The sequence below is a fragment of the uncultured Plantibacter sp. genome (assembly GCF_963518075.1).
Taxonomy (GTDB): Bacteria; Actinomycetota; Actinomycetes; order Actinomycetales; family Microbacteriaceae; genus Plantibacter; species Plantibacter flavus_A.
In genome coordinates this window covers 1-15,090 of sequence record NZ_CAUQHZ010000001.1, presented here as the reverse complement: position 1 = coordinate 15,090, position 15,090 = coordinate 1, and the positions used below count along the sequence as shown (strand labels likewise).

Genomic DNA, 15,090 nt, shown 5'->3' with positions numbered 1-15,090 from the left:
AGCGGGCTCGTCGCCGGCCCGAGGGGGCGGTGCACATGGAACTGGACACGCAGGACGTCGAACAACGGGTGTCCACCGGTGCGCTTCCGGGCTGGGACGCGGTCGAGGAGCACGTCGCGGCGGCTTACGAGCGGAGTCGTGGAGCGACCGGCGGTGTCGTCGCCGACTACATCCCCGAACTCGCCGCCGCAGATCCGGACCTCTTCGGGGTGTGCGTGGTCGAGACCGATGGTGCGGTGCATGCTGCAGGCGACGCCGCCGTCCCGTTCTCGATCCAATCGATCTCCAAGGCGTTCGTCTATGCGCTCGTGTGCGACGCGCTCGGTCACGAGGTGGTGCGCGACCGCATCGGGGTGAACAACACGGGCCTGGCGTTCAACTCGGTCATCGCGATCGAGTTGAACGACGGACATCCGATGAACCCGATGGTCAACGCCGGAGCGATCGCGACCACCGCGCTCATGCCTGGCGGGTCGCCCGAGGCGCAGTGGCACGTCGTCCAGGACGGACTGTCCCGGTTCGCCGGTCGACCGCTCGAGCTGGACGAGGTCGTCTACGCCTCTGAGGCCGCCACGAACCATCGGAACCGAGCGATCGCGCGGCTGCTCGAGAGCTACGGACGGGTCGACGTCGATCCGTTGGCGGTCGTCGACGTGTACACCCGGCAGTGCGCCCTGCTCGTCACGGCCGAGGACCTCGCGGTGATGGGCGCGACCCTCGCCGACGGCGGCGTCAACCCCGTCACCGGGGAGCAGGTCGTGTCGCAGGAGGTGTGTCGGGACACGCTCGCAGTGCTCGCTTCCACCGGCCTGTACGAACGCTCGGGCGAGTGGCTGTTCGAGATCGGCTTACCGGGCAAGAGCGGCGTCGCCGGCGGTATCGTGACCGTCGCTCCGGGCAAGGGCGGGATCGGGGTCTTCTCGCCGAGGCTCGACCCGGCGGGGAACAGTGTCCGGGGACAGCGCGCCACCGCGTACCTGTCCCGCGCACTCGGCCTCAACATCTTCGCGTCCGCCGCGCATGACGCGCCGCCGGATGGATCGACCGACGGCGACCGGGGAGGGGCACGATGAGCGTAGGCCAGACCACATCGACGGTGGTGGAGCGGACGTCGTGGATCCCGATGGTCGGGTTGTTCCTGGCCCAGATCCTCATGTCCTTCAACGTCTCGGCGCTGCCGGTCTCGTTGGGTGGGATGGTCGCCGACTTCGGCGTTCCTCCGACGAGCGTGAGCACGGCCATCGTCACGTACGGGCTGGTCGTCGCCGCCCTCGTCATGGTCGGCGCCAAGCTCGGGCAGCGCATCGGGTGGATCATCATGTTCCGCATCGTGGTCGCCCTCTTCGCGGTGTCGGCGCTCCTCATGATCCTCGCGCAGACGGTCACCTGGGTCATCGTCGCGCAGGCGTTCGCCGGGGCGTCGGCGGCCATCATCGTGCCGTCCCTCGTGGCGCTCATCGCCGAGAACTATCGCGGCGCGCAGCAGGCGACCGCGATCGGATCGCTCGGCTCCGCGCGTGCACTCGCCGGTGTCAGCGCGTTCCTCGTCGGCGGAACGCTGGCGACCTTCGTCGGGTGGCGGCCGGTCTTCGGCATCGTGCTGGCGCTCGCGGTCGCCGTCTTCCTCTTCAGCTTCCGACTGCGGTCGGACGCCGGCGACCCCGAGGTGAAGATCGACCTCGTGGCGGCGGTGCTGATCGGCGGCGGCATCGTCGCTCTCACGCTCGGGTTCAACAACCTCAACGGGTGGGGACTGTTCCAAGCCGAAGCTGCGGCCCCGTTCGACGTCCTCGGGCTGTCTCCGGCGCCGCTCCTCATCGTGCTCGGCCTCGTGCTCGGGCAGGCGTTCCTCCTCTGGACGAGCCGCCGGACCGCCGTGGGCAGGGTTCCGCTCGTGAGCCTCGCCGTCCTCGGGTCAGTCAGGGAGCGTGCAGCCGTGTACGCGATGTTCATCGTCGTCTCGCTAGAGGCCGCCCTGAACTTCACCGTGCCGCTGTACATCCAGATCGTCCAGGGACGGACGGCGTTCGACACCTCGCTCGCGATGATGCCGTTCAACCTCACGGTCTTCGTCACGGCGACCCTCGTCGTCCGGCTGTATTCGCGGTTCCCGCCCCGTACGATCGGCATGGTCGGGTTCGGGCTCACCACCATCGCCCTGCTCTGGTTGGCGTTCGTCGTCACGAACGACTGGGAGACGCTGCCCACCATCCTCGGACTGTTCGTGTTCGGTGTCGGCCAGGGAGCGCTCGTGACCCTCGTCTTCAACGTCCTGGTGACGGCGTCGCCCAAGGAACTGGCGGGCGACGTCGGATCGATCCGCGGGACGACGCAGAACCTGGCCTCCGCCGTCGGTACCGCGGTCGCGGGTGCCCTCCTCGTGACGATCCTCGGGGTGAACGTCGGCGCCGCGGTCGCCGAGCGGGTCGAACTGCCGCCGGAGCTCGTCTCGCAGGTGGACCTCGACAGCGTCAACTTCGTCAGCAACGAGCAACTCCGGACCGCGCTCGAGGAGACGACCGACGCGACACCGGAGCAGGTCGACGCTGCCGTGGACGTCAACACGCAGGCACGGTTGTCAGCACTGAAGCTCGGCCTGCTCGCGATGGCGGCGGTCAGTGCGCTCGCCATCCTGCCCGCGAGTCGCCTCCCCGGATATCGGCCGCATGAGGTGCCGGACCCGTCGCCATCGAGGTCGCGCTAGCCACGCTGCTAGCGCGTGAAGGAGGAATCCACCACCCCGTGCGCGATGCCGGTGGCGACGAGACAGTGGAACGAGGGCGGCGGCAGTCGACCCGACCGACCATCGAAGGAGGAGCGATGCCTGAACGGCAGAACCCAGCGATCAAGGACCCCGAGCTCTACGAGAAGCTCCGCGACGAGGGCGCCTCGAAGGGGAAGGCGGCACGCATCTCGAACGCGGCGGCCAAGCAGGGACGTTCGGCGATCGGGGAGAAGGGCGGCGAGTCCGGGTCGTACGACGACTGGACCGTCGCGCGGCTCCGCGAGCGTGCGAAGGAGATCGGCCTCACCGGCTATTCCGACAAGCGCAAGAGCGAATTGATCGCGATGCTCCGCGACAGCTGAACAGGCGGCTCGGCCGCCGGAGTCACCGCTTCGGTGACCCGGCGGTCGCGTCGTCGCCGGTCGTCGCGTGGACGACGACCTCGCCGGTGTTCGCCTCGTGCATGAAACCTTCGAGCAGTGCGCGGTCCATCTCGCCGACCTCGTCGGAGTCGAAGGAGAACTGCAGGGCGATCGCCGGGTGCAGCCAGAGCGTCGTGCGTCCGTCGGTGGTGGAGTCCTGTCGCACCGTGAGCGCGAACGACTCGTTCCGTCGCAGCTTCATGAGTGCGACCGTCTTGACATGGGCGAGCATGCGGTCGTCGAGCCGCACGCGTGCATCCCCGGTGCCGTAGACCAGTTGTCCCATTGGGAACCTCGACTTCCAACCCCTGAAATGGTCGTCGACGTAGACAGCCGACACGGCGCGCATCGCGACGGGGTCCGGGTCGGTGAAGCGCTCTCTCAGGATACGAGACATTCTTGGCGCGCGCCCGATTATCCACGATGCGGTGCTCGATCGACGACGCGCACGCGCATTGTCCGCTGCCCGGGCCATCCGCGCAATGGCCCGGGCGCCCCCATCTCTGCGCGCTAGCGTGGCACACCTGAGAAAGGGGCTGACGATGGGATTCCTCCGCCTCGGTGCGCTCCGATCACAGGTCGACGATCAGACGCTCGCCCAATTGGAACGCGTGATCCTCACGCGGATGCTCGGCGAGCGCTCGTTCCGGCTGCAACTCCATCGCGGGCGCTTCCAATCATCGGAACCGGTCACGGTCTCGCCCGAGCAGCCGATCGTCTTCGCGTTCGACGCCGAGTTCGAGCCGCCGATCGACGAACGCATGGCCGCCGAGATGCTCGAGGAGATCGAGATCACCGGCGGGTTGCACGTCGTCGTCGCCTGACCAGCACCTCCCGAGAGCAGCATCTCCCCGAGACCAGCACCGCCCAGACCACCACCACAGGAAGCAGGAGCGACATGAGCGACTTCACCGGAGCAGACGCGTTGGGTACCGACCCGGACATGGTGGTCGGCACGCCGCCCACCGAGATCCCGGATGAGGACACCGAGGACGAGGCGGACGTGCTCGAGCAGCCGGACACGGCACCCCTCGACGACCCCGACGCTCGCTGAGCCGTCAGACGTGGAAGCGCCGCCGGCCCTCGGGTCGGCGGCGCTTCGTCGTGCAACAGGCGGGGTTCAGGCTCGGTCCGTCTGCTCGGTGTCCTCGGGGTCTGCGCCCGGGCGCACCGCCGCGTCGTCGCGGATGTCGATGCGGGTGACGCCGTCGCCCTGATCAGTGACGTCGATGCGGGGCGCGGCGTCCTCCTCGGTGGCGTTCGGGGCCGTCGTCAGCTGGTCGTGTCGGTTCTCGTCGTGCGTGTGCGGAGTCTGGTCGCTGTCGGTCATGTCGAGACGATAGCGCACGGACCCGGCGTCCGGGCTCGGCCTCAGGGCTTGTGGAGCCTCAGACGCGCGGGCCCGGTTCCGGGACGAGCACCAGGCCGTGGTTCGAGTCGGCGCTGACGGCGAGCGCGTCGAGCCATGCGCGGTTGAGTTCGACGGGGACGCTGCCCGCGTACTTGAATCGCAGCGACATCGCGGGGTGCAGCCAGATCGTCGTCCGGCCGTCGCCGGCCCGCGGGTCGTCCTTCCACCCGAAGTAGAACCCCTCACCGCGACGCAGTTTGGCGCCGATGACCTGCTGCAGGTGGGCGAGCACCCGGTCGTCGAACGTCACCGACACCTCGGCGTCGTAGATCATCTTGCCCATGGGTCCTCCTGCTCCGCTCTCGGCTTCCTACGGTAGGCCCGGCCCCCAGGAACCGCCACGATGCCCGAGGGGGTTGCGAACCGCCGCATGATCTCCGACCTGTCCGGCCGGTGGAGTCGGCCGGTGGACCTGACACGACGGAGCGGCACCGGCGCGATGCCGGTGCCGCTCAGCCGTGGTGCGCGATCGCTCAGACGCTGATCGGCAGCGCCTCCGCGATCGAGGTGCGGTGCAGGACGTCCCAGCGGCTGGTGTAGCTGCGCTCGGGGAGCGAGCGGAGCGCCTCCACGAGGTGGGTCGGGAGCAGGTCGCGGCGGGCCTCACGCGTCAGGTCGCTGGGGCGGCAGGGGTACTCCATGCCGCGTAGGAATTCGTCGAGCTCGGTGAACACGAGCATCTCCTCTCTGGGCGCGTCGTGGCACCCGATGTCAGGCGGGACGGCTGCGTCGACCGGTCGTCGGACCGCCGTGCCCTCCTTCGAGTGTCGTCGCCGTTCGACCGTTCGGCGCGCTCTTGCCTTTCCGCCGTCGAGCTGCTACCCGTTCGGGTACGCTGCATCCTCAGAGCTCGAGGCGACGCTCCACGATGTCGCGGGCGACGTCCGCCAAGGGACGACGGCGACTCCGCGCGTACTTGCGGATCACTTCGAAGGCCGCTTCCACCGAGATCGCAGCGGTGTAGGCGACGACGCCCTTCGCCTGCTCGATGACGACCCTCGACTGCAGCGCGGACTCCAACTGACCGCGGGTCACGTCGCTCTCGCGAAGGGTGCGCTCGTGCAGGATGCCGATGGTCGCCACGTCGGCCATCGCCTGCGCGGCCCGTGACTCGAACCGGTCGAAGGCCTCCGAAGCCGTGCGGAACAGGTTCAGGGTGCCGATGGTGGTCCGGCGGAGTCGCAGCGGGAAGGCATGAGCCGACCGGAACCCCGCGGTCGCCGCGACCTCGGCGAACCTCGGCCAGTCGCTTGCGACCGCGGCGATCTCGGGGATCGACACCGGCGTCGCCGCACGGAAGCTGTCGATGCACGGGCCTTCGTCGGCGCTCAGCTGGATGAGTTCCACGAGCCTCCCGGACTCGCTGGTCGACGCGATCAGCTCGAGGTCGCCGTGCGGATCCGCCAAGAGGATGCCCGAGGCCTGGACGTCGAGGAGGTCGACGCTGGCATCGACCAGGATCTGCAGCAGGTCGACCACGTCGTAGTCGTCCACCAGCGTGTCGGCGAGCGTCGCGAACACGTCGAGCAGGGCGGTCGAGTGACGGAGCTCGGAACCGGTCCCGTCGTCGCCGCGCGCGTTCATCGCTCGTCTTCGATCGTCTCGTCGCGCATCACGTAGCCGGTGCGACGTTCGAGGATGTCCTCCGCGACCTCCGACATCGAGCGGTTCTGGGCGAAGGCCTGAGCCTGGATCAGCAGGTGGGCGTCGTCGGGGGAGAGTCCGAGCTGCGCGATCACGAATCCGGTCGCCTGGTGGATCCGGCGTCGTGCGTGGGGTTTCAGCTGCGTCGTGTCGGGGAGACTCGCGAGTTCGAGGGTGCGTCGGAGGACGTACCGGCTGAGCGGGCGGGTGAGGGACATCATGGCCCCGACCGCCTGCGTGTCCAGCGTGCGCTCCTCGGTGTCGTACAGCTCGACCGCACCCACCTGGAGCGGCCCGACGCGGAGGGGGAAGGCGAAGATGGAGCCGACCGCGTGGTCGCGGAGAGCCTCGGTGAACGACGGCCAGGAGTCGTAGCCGGTCCGCTTGACGGCCTCCTCCAGCACCGGGCGGCCGCTGCCGACCGCGTCCCAGGAGGGGCCCTCCGAGAGGTCGAACTGGAGTTCGTCGAGCAGCGCGATCTGCTCGTCACTCGCGGCGATCGTCTCAGGGCTCAGGGTGTCGCCGAGCGTCGCGATCGAGACACCGCTGAGCGGCATGAGCCGCAGGATCGGCTCCACCAGCTGGTCGTCCTCGTCGACCCGGTCGAGTGCGCTGTACACGATGGCGAAGGTGTCGCTCATGTCCGCATTCCTTCCGGCTCGAGGGAGGTCTCCGTTCATCGTACGGCCATCCCGCCGCGACCGCCGGGTGGTGATCCGTCCTGCCTGGGAAAGCAAGGGGCCGCCCCGGCGGGGTGGATTCGCCTAACGTGGCGTCATGCCTCTGACGACGACACCCTCTCCGCGCCCCTCCGCCCAACGGTCCGCAGCAGCCGATCGGTCGGCGCGATGAGCCGCGGGGTCGCCGTCGTCACCGGCGGAACCGCAGGGCTCGGTCGTGCGACCGTCCGCGAACTCGCCGCCCGTGGCTGGGACGTCGCGATCCTGGCCCGCGGCGAGGACGGACTCGCAGCCACCGTCGCCGAGGTCGAGCAGGCCGGACGTCGCGGGCTGGCCGTGCCGACGGACGTGGCCGACCGGGAGGCCGTCGAGCAGGCGGCGGACCGGGTCGAGGCGGAACTCGGACCGATCGAGCTGTGGGTGAACTGCGCCATGGTCGGTGTGTTCGGGGACTTCCTCACGACCGAACCGGCGGATTTCGAGCGCGCCGTCGCCGTCAACTTCTTCGGCTTCGTCAACGGCACCAGGGCCGCCCTCTCGCGCATGGTCCCGCGCGACCGGGGGCACGTGATCCAGGTCGGTTCCGCCCTCGCCCACCGCGGCATCCCGCTGCAGGCCGCCTACTGCGGGTCGAAGTTCGGTGCCCGCGGGTTCACGGAGTCGGTCACCGCCGAGCTCCTCCACGACGGCAGCAACGTCAAACTCTCGACCGTCGACATGCCGGCGCTCAACACCATCCAGTTCAGCTGGGTGAAGTCGCAGCTGCCCGAGCACCCGCAGCCGGTGCCCCCGATCTACCAGCCCGAGGTGGGCGCGACCGCCATCGCGGACGTCGCCGACCGCCCGCGGCGACGCACCTGGGTAGGCGAGTCCACCGTCGGCACGATCCTCGGCGACCGCTTCGCCGGCGGCTTCCTCGACTGGTTCCTCGCCAGGACCGGATACTCCGGGCAGCTTGCGCCGGACAAGCACGACCCGCGCCTGCCGGACAACGTCTACACGCCGGCCCCCGGTGACCACGGCGCCCGCGGCGTGTTCAGCGACAAGGCCCACTCGTGGAGCCCGCAGACCTGGGCCATCCGCCACCGTCGCGGGGTGTACGCGGCGGCCGCCGGCACCCTCGCAGCGGGCGTCGCCCTCGTGGCCGGCGCGGCGAAGCGGCGCTGAGCGCGATGGCGCGGCGCGAGCAGTTCGACGCGGTGGTCGTCGGCGCGGGCCCCAATGGGCTCGCCGCCGCGGTGACCCTCGCGCGGGCCGGCCTGCACGTGCAGGTGGTCGAGCGAGGTGACACGATCGGCGGTGGAGCCAGGACCGCCGAGCTGACGCTGCCCGGCTTCCACCACGACATCTGCTCCGCCGTCCACCCGATGGCGCTCGCCTCCGGCTTCTTCCGGTCCTTCGGCCTCGAGCGCCGCATCGACCTCGTCGTGCCGGAGATCTCCTACGCCCACCCACTCGACGGTGGCCGGGCCGGAATCGCCTACCGCGACATCGACCGCACCGCCGACGCCCTCGGACGGGACGGCGGGGCCTGGCGCTCGCTCATGGGACCGCTCGCCGCCGACGCCGACCGCGTCTCGCAGTTCACCGGCGGCAAGCTCCTGCAGGTGCCGCCCCACCCGGTCACGGTCGCACGCTTCGGCCTCCGCGCGCTCGAGCAGGGCAGCCCGGCCTGGAACCTCCGGTTCCGTGAGGAGACCGCTCCGGCGATGCTCAGCGGTGTCGCCGCCCACTCCATCCGGCCGATGCCAAGCCTGTCCACCTCGGCCGCCGCCCTGTCGCTCGGCGCGTATGCGCACGCCCGCGGTTGGCCCATCCCCGTCGGCGGCAGCCAAGCGATCGTCGACGCGCTCGCGGACGACCTGCTGGCCCACGGCGGTGAGATCGTCACCGGAACCGAGGTGCGCTCCATCGACGAACTTCCGTCCGCCCGTGCCGTCCTGTTCGACACGACCCCGAAGGCGCTCGCCGAGATCGCGGGCAGCCGTCTGCCCGACGCGTACCTCCGTCGTCTCTCCCGATTCCGGTACGGCGACGGCGTGGCCAAGGTCGACTTCGCACTCTCAGGTCCCGTCCCGTGGAGGAACCCGGAACTGGCGCGGGCCGGCACGCTCCACCTCGGCGGCACCCGCCCGGAGATCGCCGCCGCCGAGCGCGACGTCGCCCGCGGTCGGCACAGCGAGTCGCCCTACGTCCTCGTCTCGCAGCCCGACGTCGGCGATCCTGGTCGCGCTCCCGGTGACGCCCAGGTCCTCTGGGCCTACACGCACGTGCCGAGCGGGTCCGGTCTCGACCAGACCGAGGCGATCACCCGGCAGATCGAGCGCTTCGCCCCCGGGTTCCGCGACGTGATCCTGACGTCGGCGTCGATGACCGCCCGCGACATGGCGCGGTACAACCCGAACTACGTCCTCGGCGACATCGCCGCCGGCGCTGCGACCTTCGCGCAGCTCGTCGCGCGTCCCGTGCTCTCGAACGACCCGTGGCGGACGCCGACGCCGGGGATCTTCCTGTGCTCCTCGTCGACACCACCGGGCCCGGGCGTCCACGGTCTCGCAGGCTGGCACGCCGCCCGCAGCGCCCTCCGCTCGGTGTTCGGTCGCGACCGCATGCCGTCGCTCGCGCCAGACCGAACCGCGCGCCCCTCCTGACCTCCATCCCCGCTTTCAGCGAAAGGAACACCACCGTGTCCCACACCACCAAGGTCTTCGACTGCCCGCCCGACCGCGTCTTCGCCGTCCTCGCCGACGGCTGGCTGTTCCCGGCGTGGGTGGTCGGTGCGTCCCGCATGCGTGACGTCGGTGACCGGTGGCCGCACGTGGGCGGGAAGCTGCACCACTCCTTCGGTGTCTGGCCGGCGGTGCTGGACGACGAGACCACCGTGCTCCAATGGGATGCTCCGCACCGCTTCGTCATCCAGCCGAAGGGGTGGCCGCTCGGTGAGGCCCGTGTCGCCATCGAGGTGGAACCGCACGAGCGCGGGTGCGTCGTCCACCTGCACGAGCATGCCGTGACGGGCCCTGGTGCGCTGATCCCGGTCTGGCTCCTCGACATCGGTCTGCACATCCGCAACGTCGAGACGCTGCGCCGGCTCGCCCACCTCGCTGAGGGCGGTGCCGGCGGCACCCACCTCGTGGAGGCGGCAGAACCGACGGCGGACGACCGGAAGGACGCCGAGTTCCCGAAGCGGTCGTTGTTCGCGCGGGTGGCGTCGGTCCTCGTCATCGCCGTGCCGGTGGTCGCGGTGGCGCGCAAGCTCGCCCGGTGACGGTGTCCGGTCATGCCTGCCACGGGTGACCCGGCCGACGCCCTGCCCGGGGACGGCCGCGACGAGACGCTGAACGAGCGCTCTGACCGCAACTGGTCGGAGCTGCTGCAGGAGTTCCGCGTCCTGCAGACGGGCACGCAGATCCTCGCGGGATTCCTGCTGACGCTGCCGTTCCAGGCGCGGTTCACCGAGCTCAGTGGATTCGACCACGTGCTGTACCTCGTCCTCGTGGTCCTGGCCGTGACGGTGACGCTCCTGGCGCTCGCGCCGGTCATCCTGCACCGGCTGGTCTTCGGACGGCTGGAGAAACCACAGCTGGTGCGGCTGTCCAGCAGGATCCTCATGGTGTGTCTCGGGGCGGCTTCGCTGCTGTTCGCGGGGATCGTCCTGTTCGTCTTCGACTTCGTCGCGTCGCCTGCAGTTGGGCTGTGGGCGGGTGGGGCCGTGGTCGTCGTCGTCGGGCTGGTGTGGATCGTCGGCCCGCGCCTGATCCGGGGCGCGAGCGACCGCGTGTCCTGAGGTGCTCGACGTACCCGCGGTAAGCGCCGAGAATGGGACGATGCCCGACACCTGCACCTTCTGCCGCCTCCTGCGTGACGAGCCCGACGACGTCACCTGGGTGGAGCGCGAGGACGAGGCGGTCGCCTTCCGGCCATTGCCCGAGTCGGAGCTCGCCCCCGGCCACACCCTGGTGGTGCCGCGAGCGCACAGCGTCGGGCTGCTGGATGCCGACCCGCGGGCCCTGCAGGCGACGACGGCCCTCGCCCAGCGGGTGGGACGCGCGATGCGGGCGGCGCTTGGGGCGACCGGCGTCGTCGTGCTGAGCGCGTCCGGTGCCGATGCCGGGCAGAGCGTCCCCCACCTCCATCTCCACGTCGTCCCGTGCTGGGATGACGACGGGGTCACGTTCTGGCCCGAAGGCCGCTCGGAGCACCGGGTCGACGGCGACCCACACGCGCTCCTGGCGGAGATGTTCGAGTAGCCGGAGATCGCCGCGCCTAGAGTTGACCTCAAGACCGATTGAGGTTCTACGGTTGAAGCATGACCATTCCCACCACGCCGTCCGCTGATCCCGATGCCCTCGCCCGCGCCGCGACCGTCGACGGGTTCAAGACGGCGTTCCGTGACCACCCGGCCGGCGTCGCACTGATCAGTGCCTCGACCGATCAGGGAGACGTCGGGCTGACGGCGTCATCGGTCGCATCGGTGGCCGTCGACCCGCCGATGCTGTCCTTTTCGGTCACGCGAGCGACGGGGTCCGCGGGCGGATTGCTCAGTGCGGGGACGGTCGTCGTCCACCTCCTGGCGGACCACCACCTGGAGGTCGCGAAGGCGTTCGCCAAGACGGGGGAGCCGCGCTTCACGCCGGAACAGCACTGGGAGCGACTCGCGACCGGCGAGCCCTACCTGCCGAGCGCCCGGGCGGCACTGCGCTGCCGGATCGTGCAGACGGTCCCGGCCGGCAGCTCGATGCTCGTCATCGCCGAGGTACTGGAGGTCATCCCGCCCGGCACGGACGCGCCGGCGCTCGTCTACCAGAACCGCAACTTCCACCGCCTGGAGTCCGACCCGCTCGGCTGATCAGGCGAGGAGCGCGATCGGGCCGATGTCGGCGATCGCCTCGATGACCCGCTCGGGGTGCTCGGCGATCCGGTTGAGGACGTAGAGCCACCACTCGGGTCCGTAGACGAGGTACTCGCGCGTCGTGAACCCGCGGCGGCGGAGGTCGTCGAGGAGTTCGGTGCCGAGTCCCTGGAGCATCTCGAACTCCACGTGCGGCTGACGGAGATCGTCGCCGAGCGCACCCTCGAGTGCGGCGACGAGGTTCGCGTCATGGGTGGCGACGTTGACACGGTGACCCGATCCCACGAGTCGCGTGACCATGCTGATGTAGGCGGCGGTCATCGGTGCGGAGTCGCGGGGGTGGGCCACCTCGGTCGATTCGAGGAAGGCGCCCTTGACGACGCGGATCGGCCCGGGTCGATCCATCACGCGGTCGAGGTCCGCGGGGGTGCGGTGCAGCCTCGCCTGCAGGGTGACGCCGGTCTCCGGGAAGGCGTCGGCGATCTGCTCGTAGATGGACAACACGAGGTCCGTGCGGTCGGAACCCTCGGCGGAGATCATGAGCGAGGTGTCGGCGTCCCGTGCCGCCTGCGCGAGCGCCAGGCCGTTGCGCAGGCCGAGCTCGGGGGAGACGACTGAACCGATGTGGGAGAGGTCGAGCGAGATCGTCGCGATCTGGTCGGATTCGCTGATCCGGCGGGCGAGGTCGACGAACTCGGCGGTCTGCTCGTCGGCGACACGTGCGTCGCGGACGGACTCGCCGACGAGCTCGATGCTCCAGCGGTGCCCACGATCGGCGTTCGCTTCGAGCAGTTGCAAGGCCGAGGCCGCGTCCTCGCCGGCGATGTATCGCAGGGCTGCCCGCTTGGCGACGGCGGCGGACTCCGGGTGAGCGAGGACTCGCGCTTTGAGGTCCTCGTCGAGGGCCCAGGCTCGCAGGGTGTCGGCGGCGCGCGACAGCGTCTCGTCGTTCATCAGCATGCTTCGACCCTATCCAGTCCCGGGTGACGGTCCGGACGGCACCGAGGTCTGGGCTGCGTCGCCCGTGCGCGCTACGCTCGCTTGCGTGGCGAGCTTCGAGGAGAAACCGATCCTGGACCTCACGCTCGATGACTGGGAGGCCTACCTCTCCGGCGCGCCGAGCGACGCGGGTGTTCGGTTGAAGCTGCGGAAGAAGACCTCGAAGGCGTCGGGGATCACCTGGTCGGAGGCGCTCGACGTCGCCCTCTGCCACGGATGGATCGACGGACAGAGCAAACGCTTCGATGACGACTACACGCTGCAGGCGTTCACTCCGCGGCGGAAGAACAGCCCGTGGTCGCAGATCAACCGGGAGCACGTCGCCCGCCTCATCGAGGAGGGGCGGATGCGTCCTGCCGGGCTCGCGGAGATCGAGCGTGCCAAGGCCGACGGGCGGTGGGATGTGGCGTACCGGCAGAAGGACGCCGTCGCACCGGATGATCTCCAGGCGGCGCTCGATGCGAACCCCGAGGCGGCGGCGTACTTCGCGACGCTCGGCCGCACCGACCGCTTCCGCGTCTTCTTCCGCCTGAGCAACATCAAGACGCCCGCGATCAGGGCGGCGCGCATCGCCGACGTGGTCGAGAAGGCTGCCCGGGGCGAGCAGCACTACCGCTGATGGTGAGTGGATCGGCGGGGATGCGGGTTTCACCGGGAGCCGTGTGGCCGGTCGTCCACGAGGAGCGTCGGCGGCTTGTCGCGGATCTGTCGGTGCTGGACGACGAGCAGTGGGCGACGCCGTCGCTGTGCACGGGATGGGACGTGCATGATGTCGTGGCCCATCTCGTCGACTCGGCGAAGACGACGCGGCTGGGATTCGTACGACGACTCATCGCCGCGCGGTTCGACTTCGACCTCGACAACGCACACGGGGTCGAGCGGGAGCGGAGGAACGATCCACAGGAGACGCTCCGGGCTCTGGCGGACGCCACCGAGCTGACATGCACTCCGCCGGCGAACCTCGCGACCAGGCTCGTCGAGGCCATCGTGCACGGCGAGGACGTCCGTCGGCCGCTCGGCATCCGCGCGGAGTACCCGACAGCAGCGGTCATGGTGGCGTTGGAGTACCAGCTCCGGACCGGTGTCTCGATGGGCGGCGGCAAGGAACGCGCCCAGGGCGTCCGGCTCGTCGCCGAGGACGCCGGCACGAGCTGGGGTGAGGGCGACGAGGTCCGGGGATCGGCGCTCGACCTGCTGCTCGCGGTGTCAGGGCGAGAGACCGGGCCGGCTCTGCCCGGAAGGTGAGCGCGGGGCAGGGCGTGGGGCACGGAGTTGCACGGGCAGGCTGCTCCCGGGCACTGATGTGACTCGGCTCGCCTGCCCTTCGACAGGCTCAGGGACCGAACTGGTTCCGGGCTCGCCTCTCCCGGTCACTGAGCCTGTCGAAGTGCTCACGAGGAACCCTTCGACAGGCTCAGGGACCGTCGGGGGTCAGAACGGTGCAGGATCTGGCTCGGTCCGATACTGCTTGCCGTCGGGTGTCGTCCACTCGAGGACCCCGCCCGGCTGATGGTCGAGGTTCCATCCGGGGAGGTGTTTCATCCGGTGGTGATGTCGGCAGAGGCACGCTAGGTTTCCGACATCTGTGGTGCCTCCGTCTTCCCACGCGACTGAGTGGTCGAGGTCGCAGGCTCTGGCTCGTCTGCCACAGCCCGGTGCCCGACAGGTGCCGTCCCGAAAGCGCACCGCCCGTTGGAGATCGGCCGGGACGCGGTACTGGTTTCGGCCGACGGAGAGGACCGCGCCTGTTTCCGGTTGGACGAGGATCCGGGTGAAGCTCGGTGCGTTCACCGCGATACGCGCCGCGGTCTCGGGGTCGATCGGGCCGTAGCCGTCGAGGGTAGCCGGGGCATCGCTCACACCGGCCATGCTGAGTGCCGGGACGGTGATCTGCACGGTCGGTGTGATGTGCTCCTGCACCTCGATCGGGTGCGGGAGGACCGGGCTCGACAGGACGTCTTCAGGCGTCACACCGGTCAGGGCGAGCGCCGCCAGGGCGTCGGCCTGCAGCTGGGCGCAGGTGCGGGTGTCGCCCGCGGCGCGTGACTCCGCTGCCGCCGCTTCGATCCGTTCGGAGACGCCTTGCGCGATCGGTGCCGTCGTGAAGAGGTGCACCCACGCCATCCCGTCCGCCGCGGGCTCGAATGCCACCCGGCGGTCGGCCTCGGAGCGGACGGCTCGTGCGGTGATGGATTCGGGGTGGAGTCGTTCGCGCAGGACGCGGGCGCGCCTGCGAAGGTTCGCGTTGGTGGACTCCTCCGCGATCGGTAAGACTTCCGCGATGAACGCCGCCCGCCCTGCGACCGGGACGTCACTGAGTTGGTCGATGATCGTCTGCGCGTGCCGCGCCGAGATAC

At 70.0% G+C, this 15,090-nt stretch carries 21 protein-coding genes; 13 read left to right on the top strand and 8 right to left on the bottom strand.

The genetic code is table 11. From position 1 onward, the window contains the following. The first annotated feature begins 35 nt into the window (after window positions 1-35). From glsA to RWN05_RS00095, 3 genes are all read left to right on the top strand, one after another. Window positions 36-1,073, top strand: a complete 1,038-nt coding sequence (glsA, locus tag RWN05_RS00105; protein ID WP_175116986.1) for a glutaminase A — start codon at window positions 36-38, stop codon at window positions 1,071-1,073. After that, window positions 1,070-2,704: an MFS transporter gene (locus RWN05_RS00100; protein WP_314137739.1), complete on the top strand. Its 1,635-nt coding sequence runs from the start codon at window positions 1,070-1,072 to the stop codon at window positions 2,702-2,704. The genes glsA and RWN05_RS00100 overlap by 4 nt, the downstream gene beginning before the upstream one ends. A 116-nt stretch (window positions 2,705-2,820) precedes the next feature. Beyond that, entirely contained in the window at window positions 2,821-3,087 is a 267-nt protein-coding gene (locus RWN05_RS00095; RefSeq protein ID WP_175116988.1) for a Rho termination factor N-terminal domain-containing protein, read from the top strand. A 22-nt stretch (window positions 3,088-3,109) separates the two neighbouring features. On the opposite strand, the gene RWN05_RS00090 is transcribed toward RWN05_RS00095, so the two are convergent. Further along, complete coding sequence (locus RWN05_RS00090; protein ID WP_314137738.1) at window positions 3,110-3,433, bottom strand: hypothetical protein; 324 nt, start codon at window positions 3,431-3,433, stop codon at window positions 3,110-3,112. 256 nt (window positions 3,434-3,689) lie between these two features. Between RWN05_RS00090 and RWN05_RS00085 the strand changes: the two genes are divergently transcribed. Together RWN05_RS00085 and RWN05_RS00080 are read left to right on the top strand one after the other, a co-directional pair. Further along, window positions 3,690-3,971, top strand: coding sequence for a hypothetical protein (locus RWN05_RS00085; RefSeq protein ID WP_064297054.1), 282 nt, complete (start codon window positions 3,690-3,692; stop codon window positions 3,969-3,971). Window positions 3,972-4,045: 74 nt separating this feature from the next. Next, on the top strand, window positions 4,046-4,201 hold the full coding sequence (locus tag RWN05_RS00080; RefSeq protein ID WP_314137737.1) for a hypothetical protein: 156 nt from the start codon (window positions 4,046-4,048) through the stop codon (window positions 4,199-4,201). Between the two features lie 66 nt (window positions 4,202-4,267). Here RWN05_RS00080 and RWN05_RS00075 read toward each other — a convergent pair whose 3' ends face one another. The 5 genes from RWN05_RS00075 to RWN05_RS00055 form a co-directional block, all read right to left on the bottom strand. Continuing rightward, complete coding sequence (locus RWN05_RS00075) at window positions 4,268-4,477, bottom strand: hypothetical protein (protein ID WP_121291689.1); 210 nt, start codon at window positions 4,475-4,477, stop codon at window positions 4,268-4,270. A gap of 58 nt (window positions 4,478-4,535) precedes the next feature. Continuing rightward, a complete protein-coding gene (locus tag RWN05_RS00070; RefSeq protein ID WP_064297056.1) occupies window positions 4,536-4,841 on the bottom strand; it encodes a hypothetical protein in 306 nt (101 codons plus the stop codon). A 190-nt stretch (window positions 4,842-5,031) separates the two neighbouring features. Beyond that, window positions 5,032-5,232: a DUF2795 domain-containing protein gene (locus RWN05_RS00065; RefSeq protein ID WP_158596586.1), complete on the bottom strand. Its 201-nt coding sequence runs from the start codon at window positions 5,230-5,232 to the stop codon at window positions 5,032-5,034. Window positions 5,233-5,401: 169 nt separating this feature from the next. Then, on the bottom strand, window positions 5,402-6,142 hold the full coding sequence (locus tag RWN05_RS00060; RefSeq protein ID WP_064297058.1) for a GAF and ANTAR domain-containing protein: 741 nt from the start codon (window positions 6,140-6,142) through the stop codon (window positions 5,402-5,404). Further along, window positions 6,139-6,843, bottom strand: a complete 705-nt coding sequence (locus RWN05_RS00055) for a GAF and ANTAR domain-containing protein (protein WP_158596587.1) — start codon at window positions 6,841-6,843, stop codon at window positions 6,139-6,141. Before RWN05_RS00055 ends, RWN05_RS00060 begins: the two co-directional genes overlap by 4 nt. A gap of 207 nt (window positions 6,844-7,050) precedes the next feature. On the opposite strand from RWN05_RS00055, the gene RWN05_RS00050 reads away from it, so the two are divergent. Genes RWN05_RS00050 through RWN05_RS00025 form a run of 6 tightly spaced genes read left to right on the top strand, consistent with a single transcriptional unit; the run spans window position 7,051 to window position 11,731 of the window. Continuing rightward, on the top strand, window positions 7,051-8,049 hold the full coding sequence (locus tag RWN05_RS00050) for an SDR family oxidoreductase (protein WP_175116991.1): 999 nt from the start codon (window positions 7,051-7,053) through the stop codon (window positions 8,047-8,049). A 5-nt stretch (window positions 8,050-8,054) separates the two neighbouring features. Further along, on the top strand, window positions 8,055-9,533 hold the full coding sequence (locus tag RWN05_RS00045; protein ID WP_314137736.1) for an NAD(P)/FAD-dependent oxidoreductase: 1,479 nt from the start codon (window positions 8,055-8,057) through the stop codon (window positions 9,531-9,533). 35 nt (window positions 9,534-9,568) lie between these two features. Beyond that, window positions 9,569-10,150, top strand: coding sequence for an SRPBCC family protein (locus tag RWN05_RS00040; protein ID WP_314137735.1), 582 nt, complete (start codon window positions 9,569-9,571; stop codon window positions 10,148-10,150). Window positions 10,151-10,162: 12 nt separating this feature from the next. Beyond that, window positions 10,163-10,669, top strand: a complete 507-nt coding sequence (locus tag RWN05_RS00035) for a DUF6328 family protein (RefSeq protein ID WP_314137734.1) — start codon at window positions 10,163-10,165, stop codon at window positions 10,667-10,669. 40 nt (window positions 10,670-10,709) lie between these two features. Next, window positions 10,710-11,132: an HIT domain-containing protein gene (locus RWN05_RS00030; RefSeq protein ID WP_314137733.1), complete on the top strand. Its 423-nt coding sequence runs from the start codon at window positions 10,710-10,712 to the stop codon at window positions 11,130-11,132. A gap of 59 nt (window positions 11,133-11,191) precedes the next feature. Continuing rightward, on the top strand, window positions 11,192-11,731 hold the full coding sequence (locus tag RWN05_RS00025) for a flavin reductase family protein (protein ID WP_079001123.1): 540 nt from the start codon (window positions 11,192-11,194) through the stop codon (window positions 11,729-11,731). Here the strand turns inward: RWN05_RS00025 and RWN05_RS00020 are convergent, their stop codons facing one another. Continuing rightward, window positions 11,732-12,694: a proline dehydrogenase family protein gene (locus tag RWN05_RS00020; protein ID WP_314137731.1), complete on the bottom strand. Its 963-nt coding sequence runs from the start codon at window positions 12,692-12,694 to the stop codon at window positions 11,732-11,734. It lies immediately after the preceding gene. 85 nt (window positions 12,695-12,779) lie between these two features. On the opposite strand from RWN05_RS00020, the gene RWN05_RS00015 reads away from it, so the two are divergent. After that, on the top strand, window positions 12,780-13,352 hold the full coding sequence (locus RWN05_RS00015) for a YdeI/OmpD-associated family protein (protein ID WP_314137730.1): 573 nt from the start codon (window positions 12,780-12,782) through the stop codon (window positions 13,350-13,352). A gap of 20 nt (window positions 13,353-13,372) precedes the next feature. Further along, a complete protein-coding gene (locus RWN05_RS00010) occupies window positions 13,373-13,978 on the top strand; it encodes a maleylpyruvate isomerase family mycothiol-dependent enzyme (RefSeq protein ID WP_314137729.1) in 606 nt (201 codons plus the stop codon). Window positions 13,979-14,164: 186 nt separating this feature from the next. Here the strand turns inward: RWN05_RS00010 and RWN05_RS00005 are convergent. Then, a partial coding sequence (locus RWN05_RS00005) for a DUF222 domain-containing protein (RefSeq protein ID WP_314137728.1) occupies window positions 14,165-15,090 on the bottom strand: 926 nt, incomplete at its 5' end.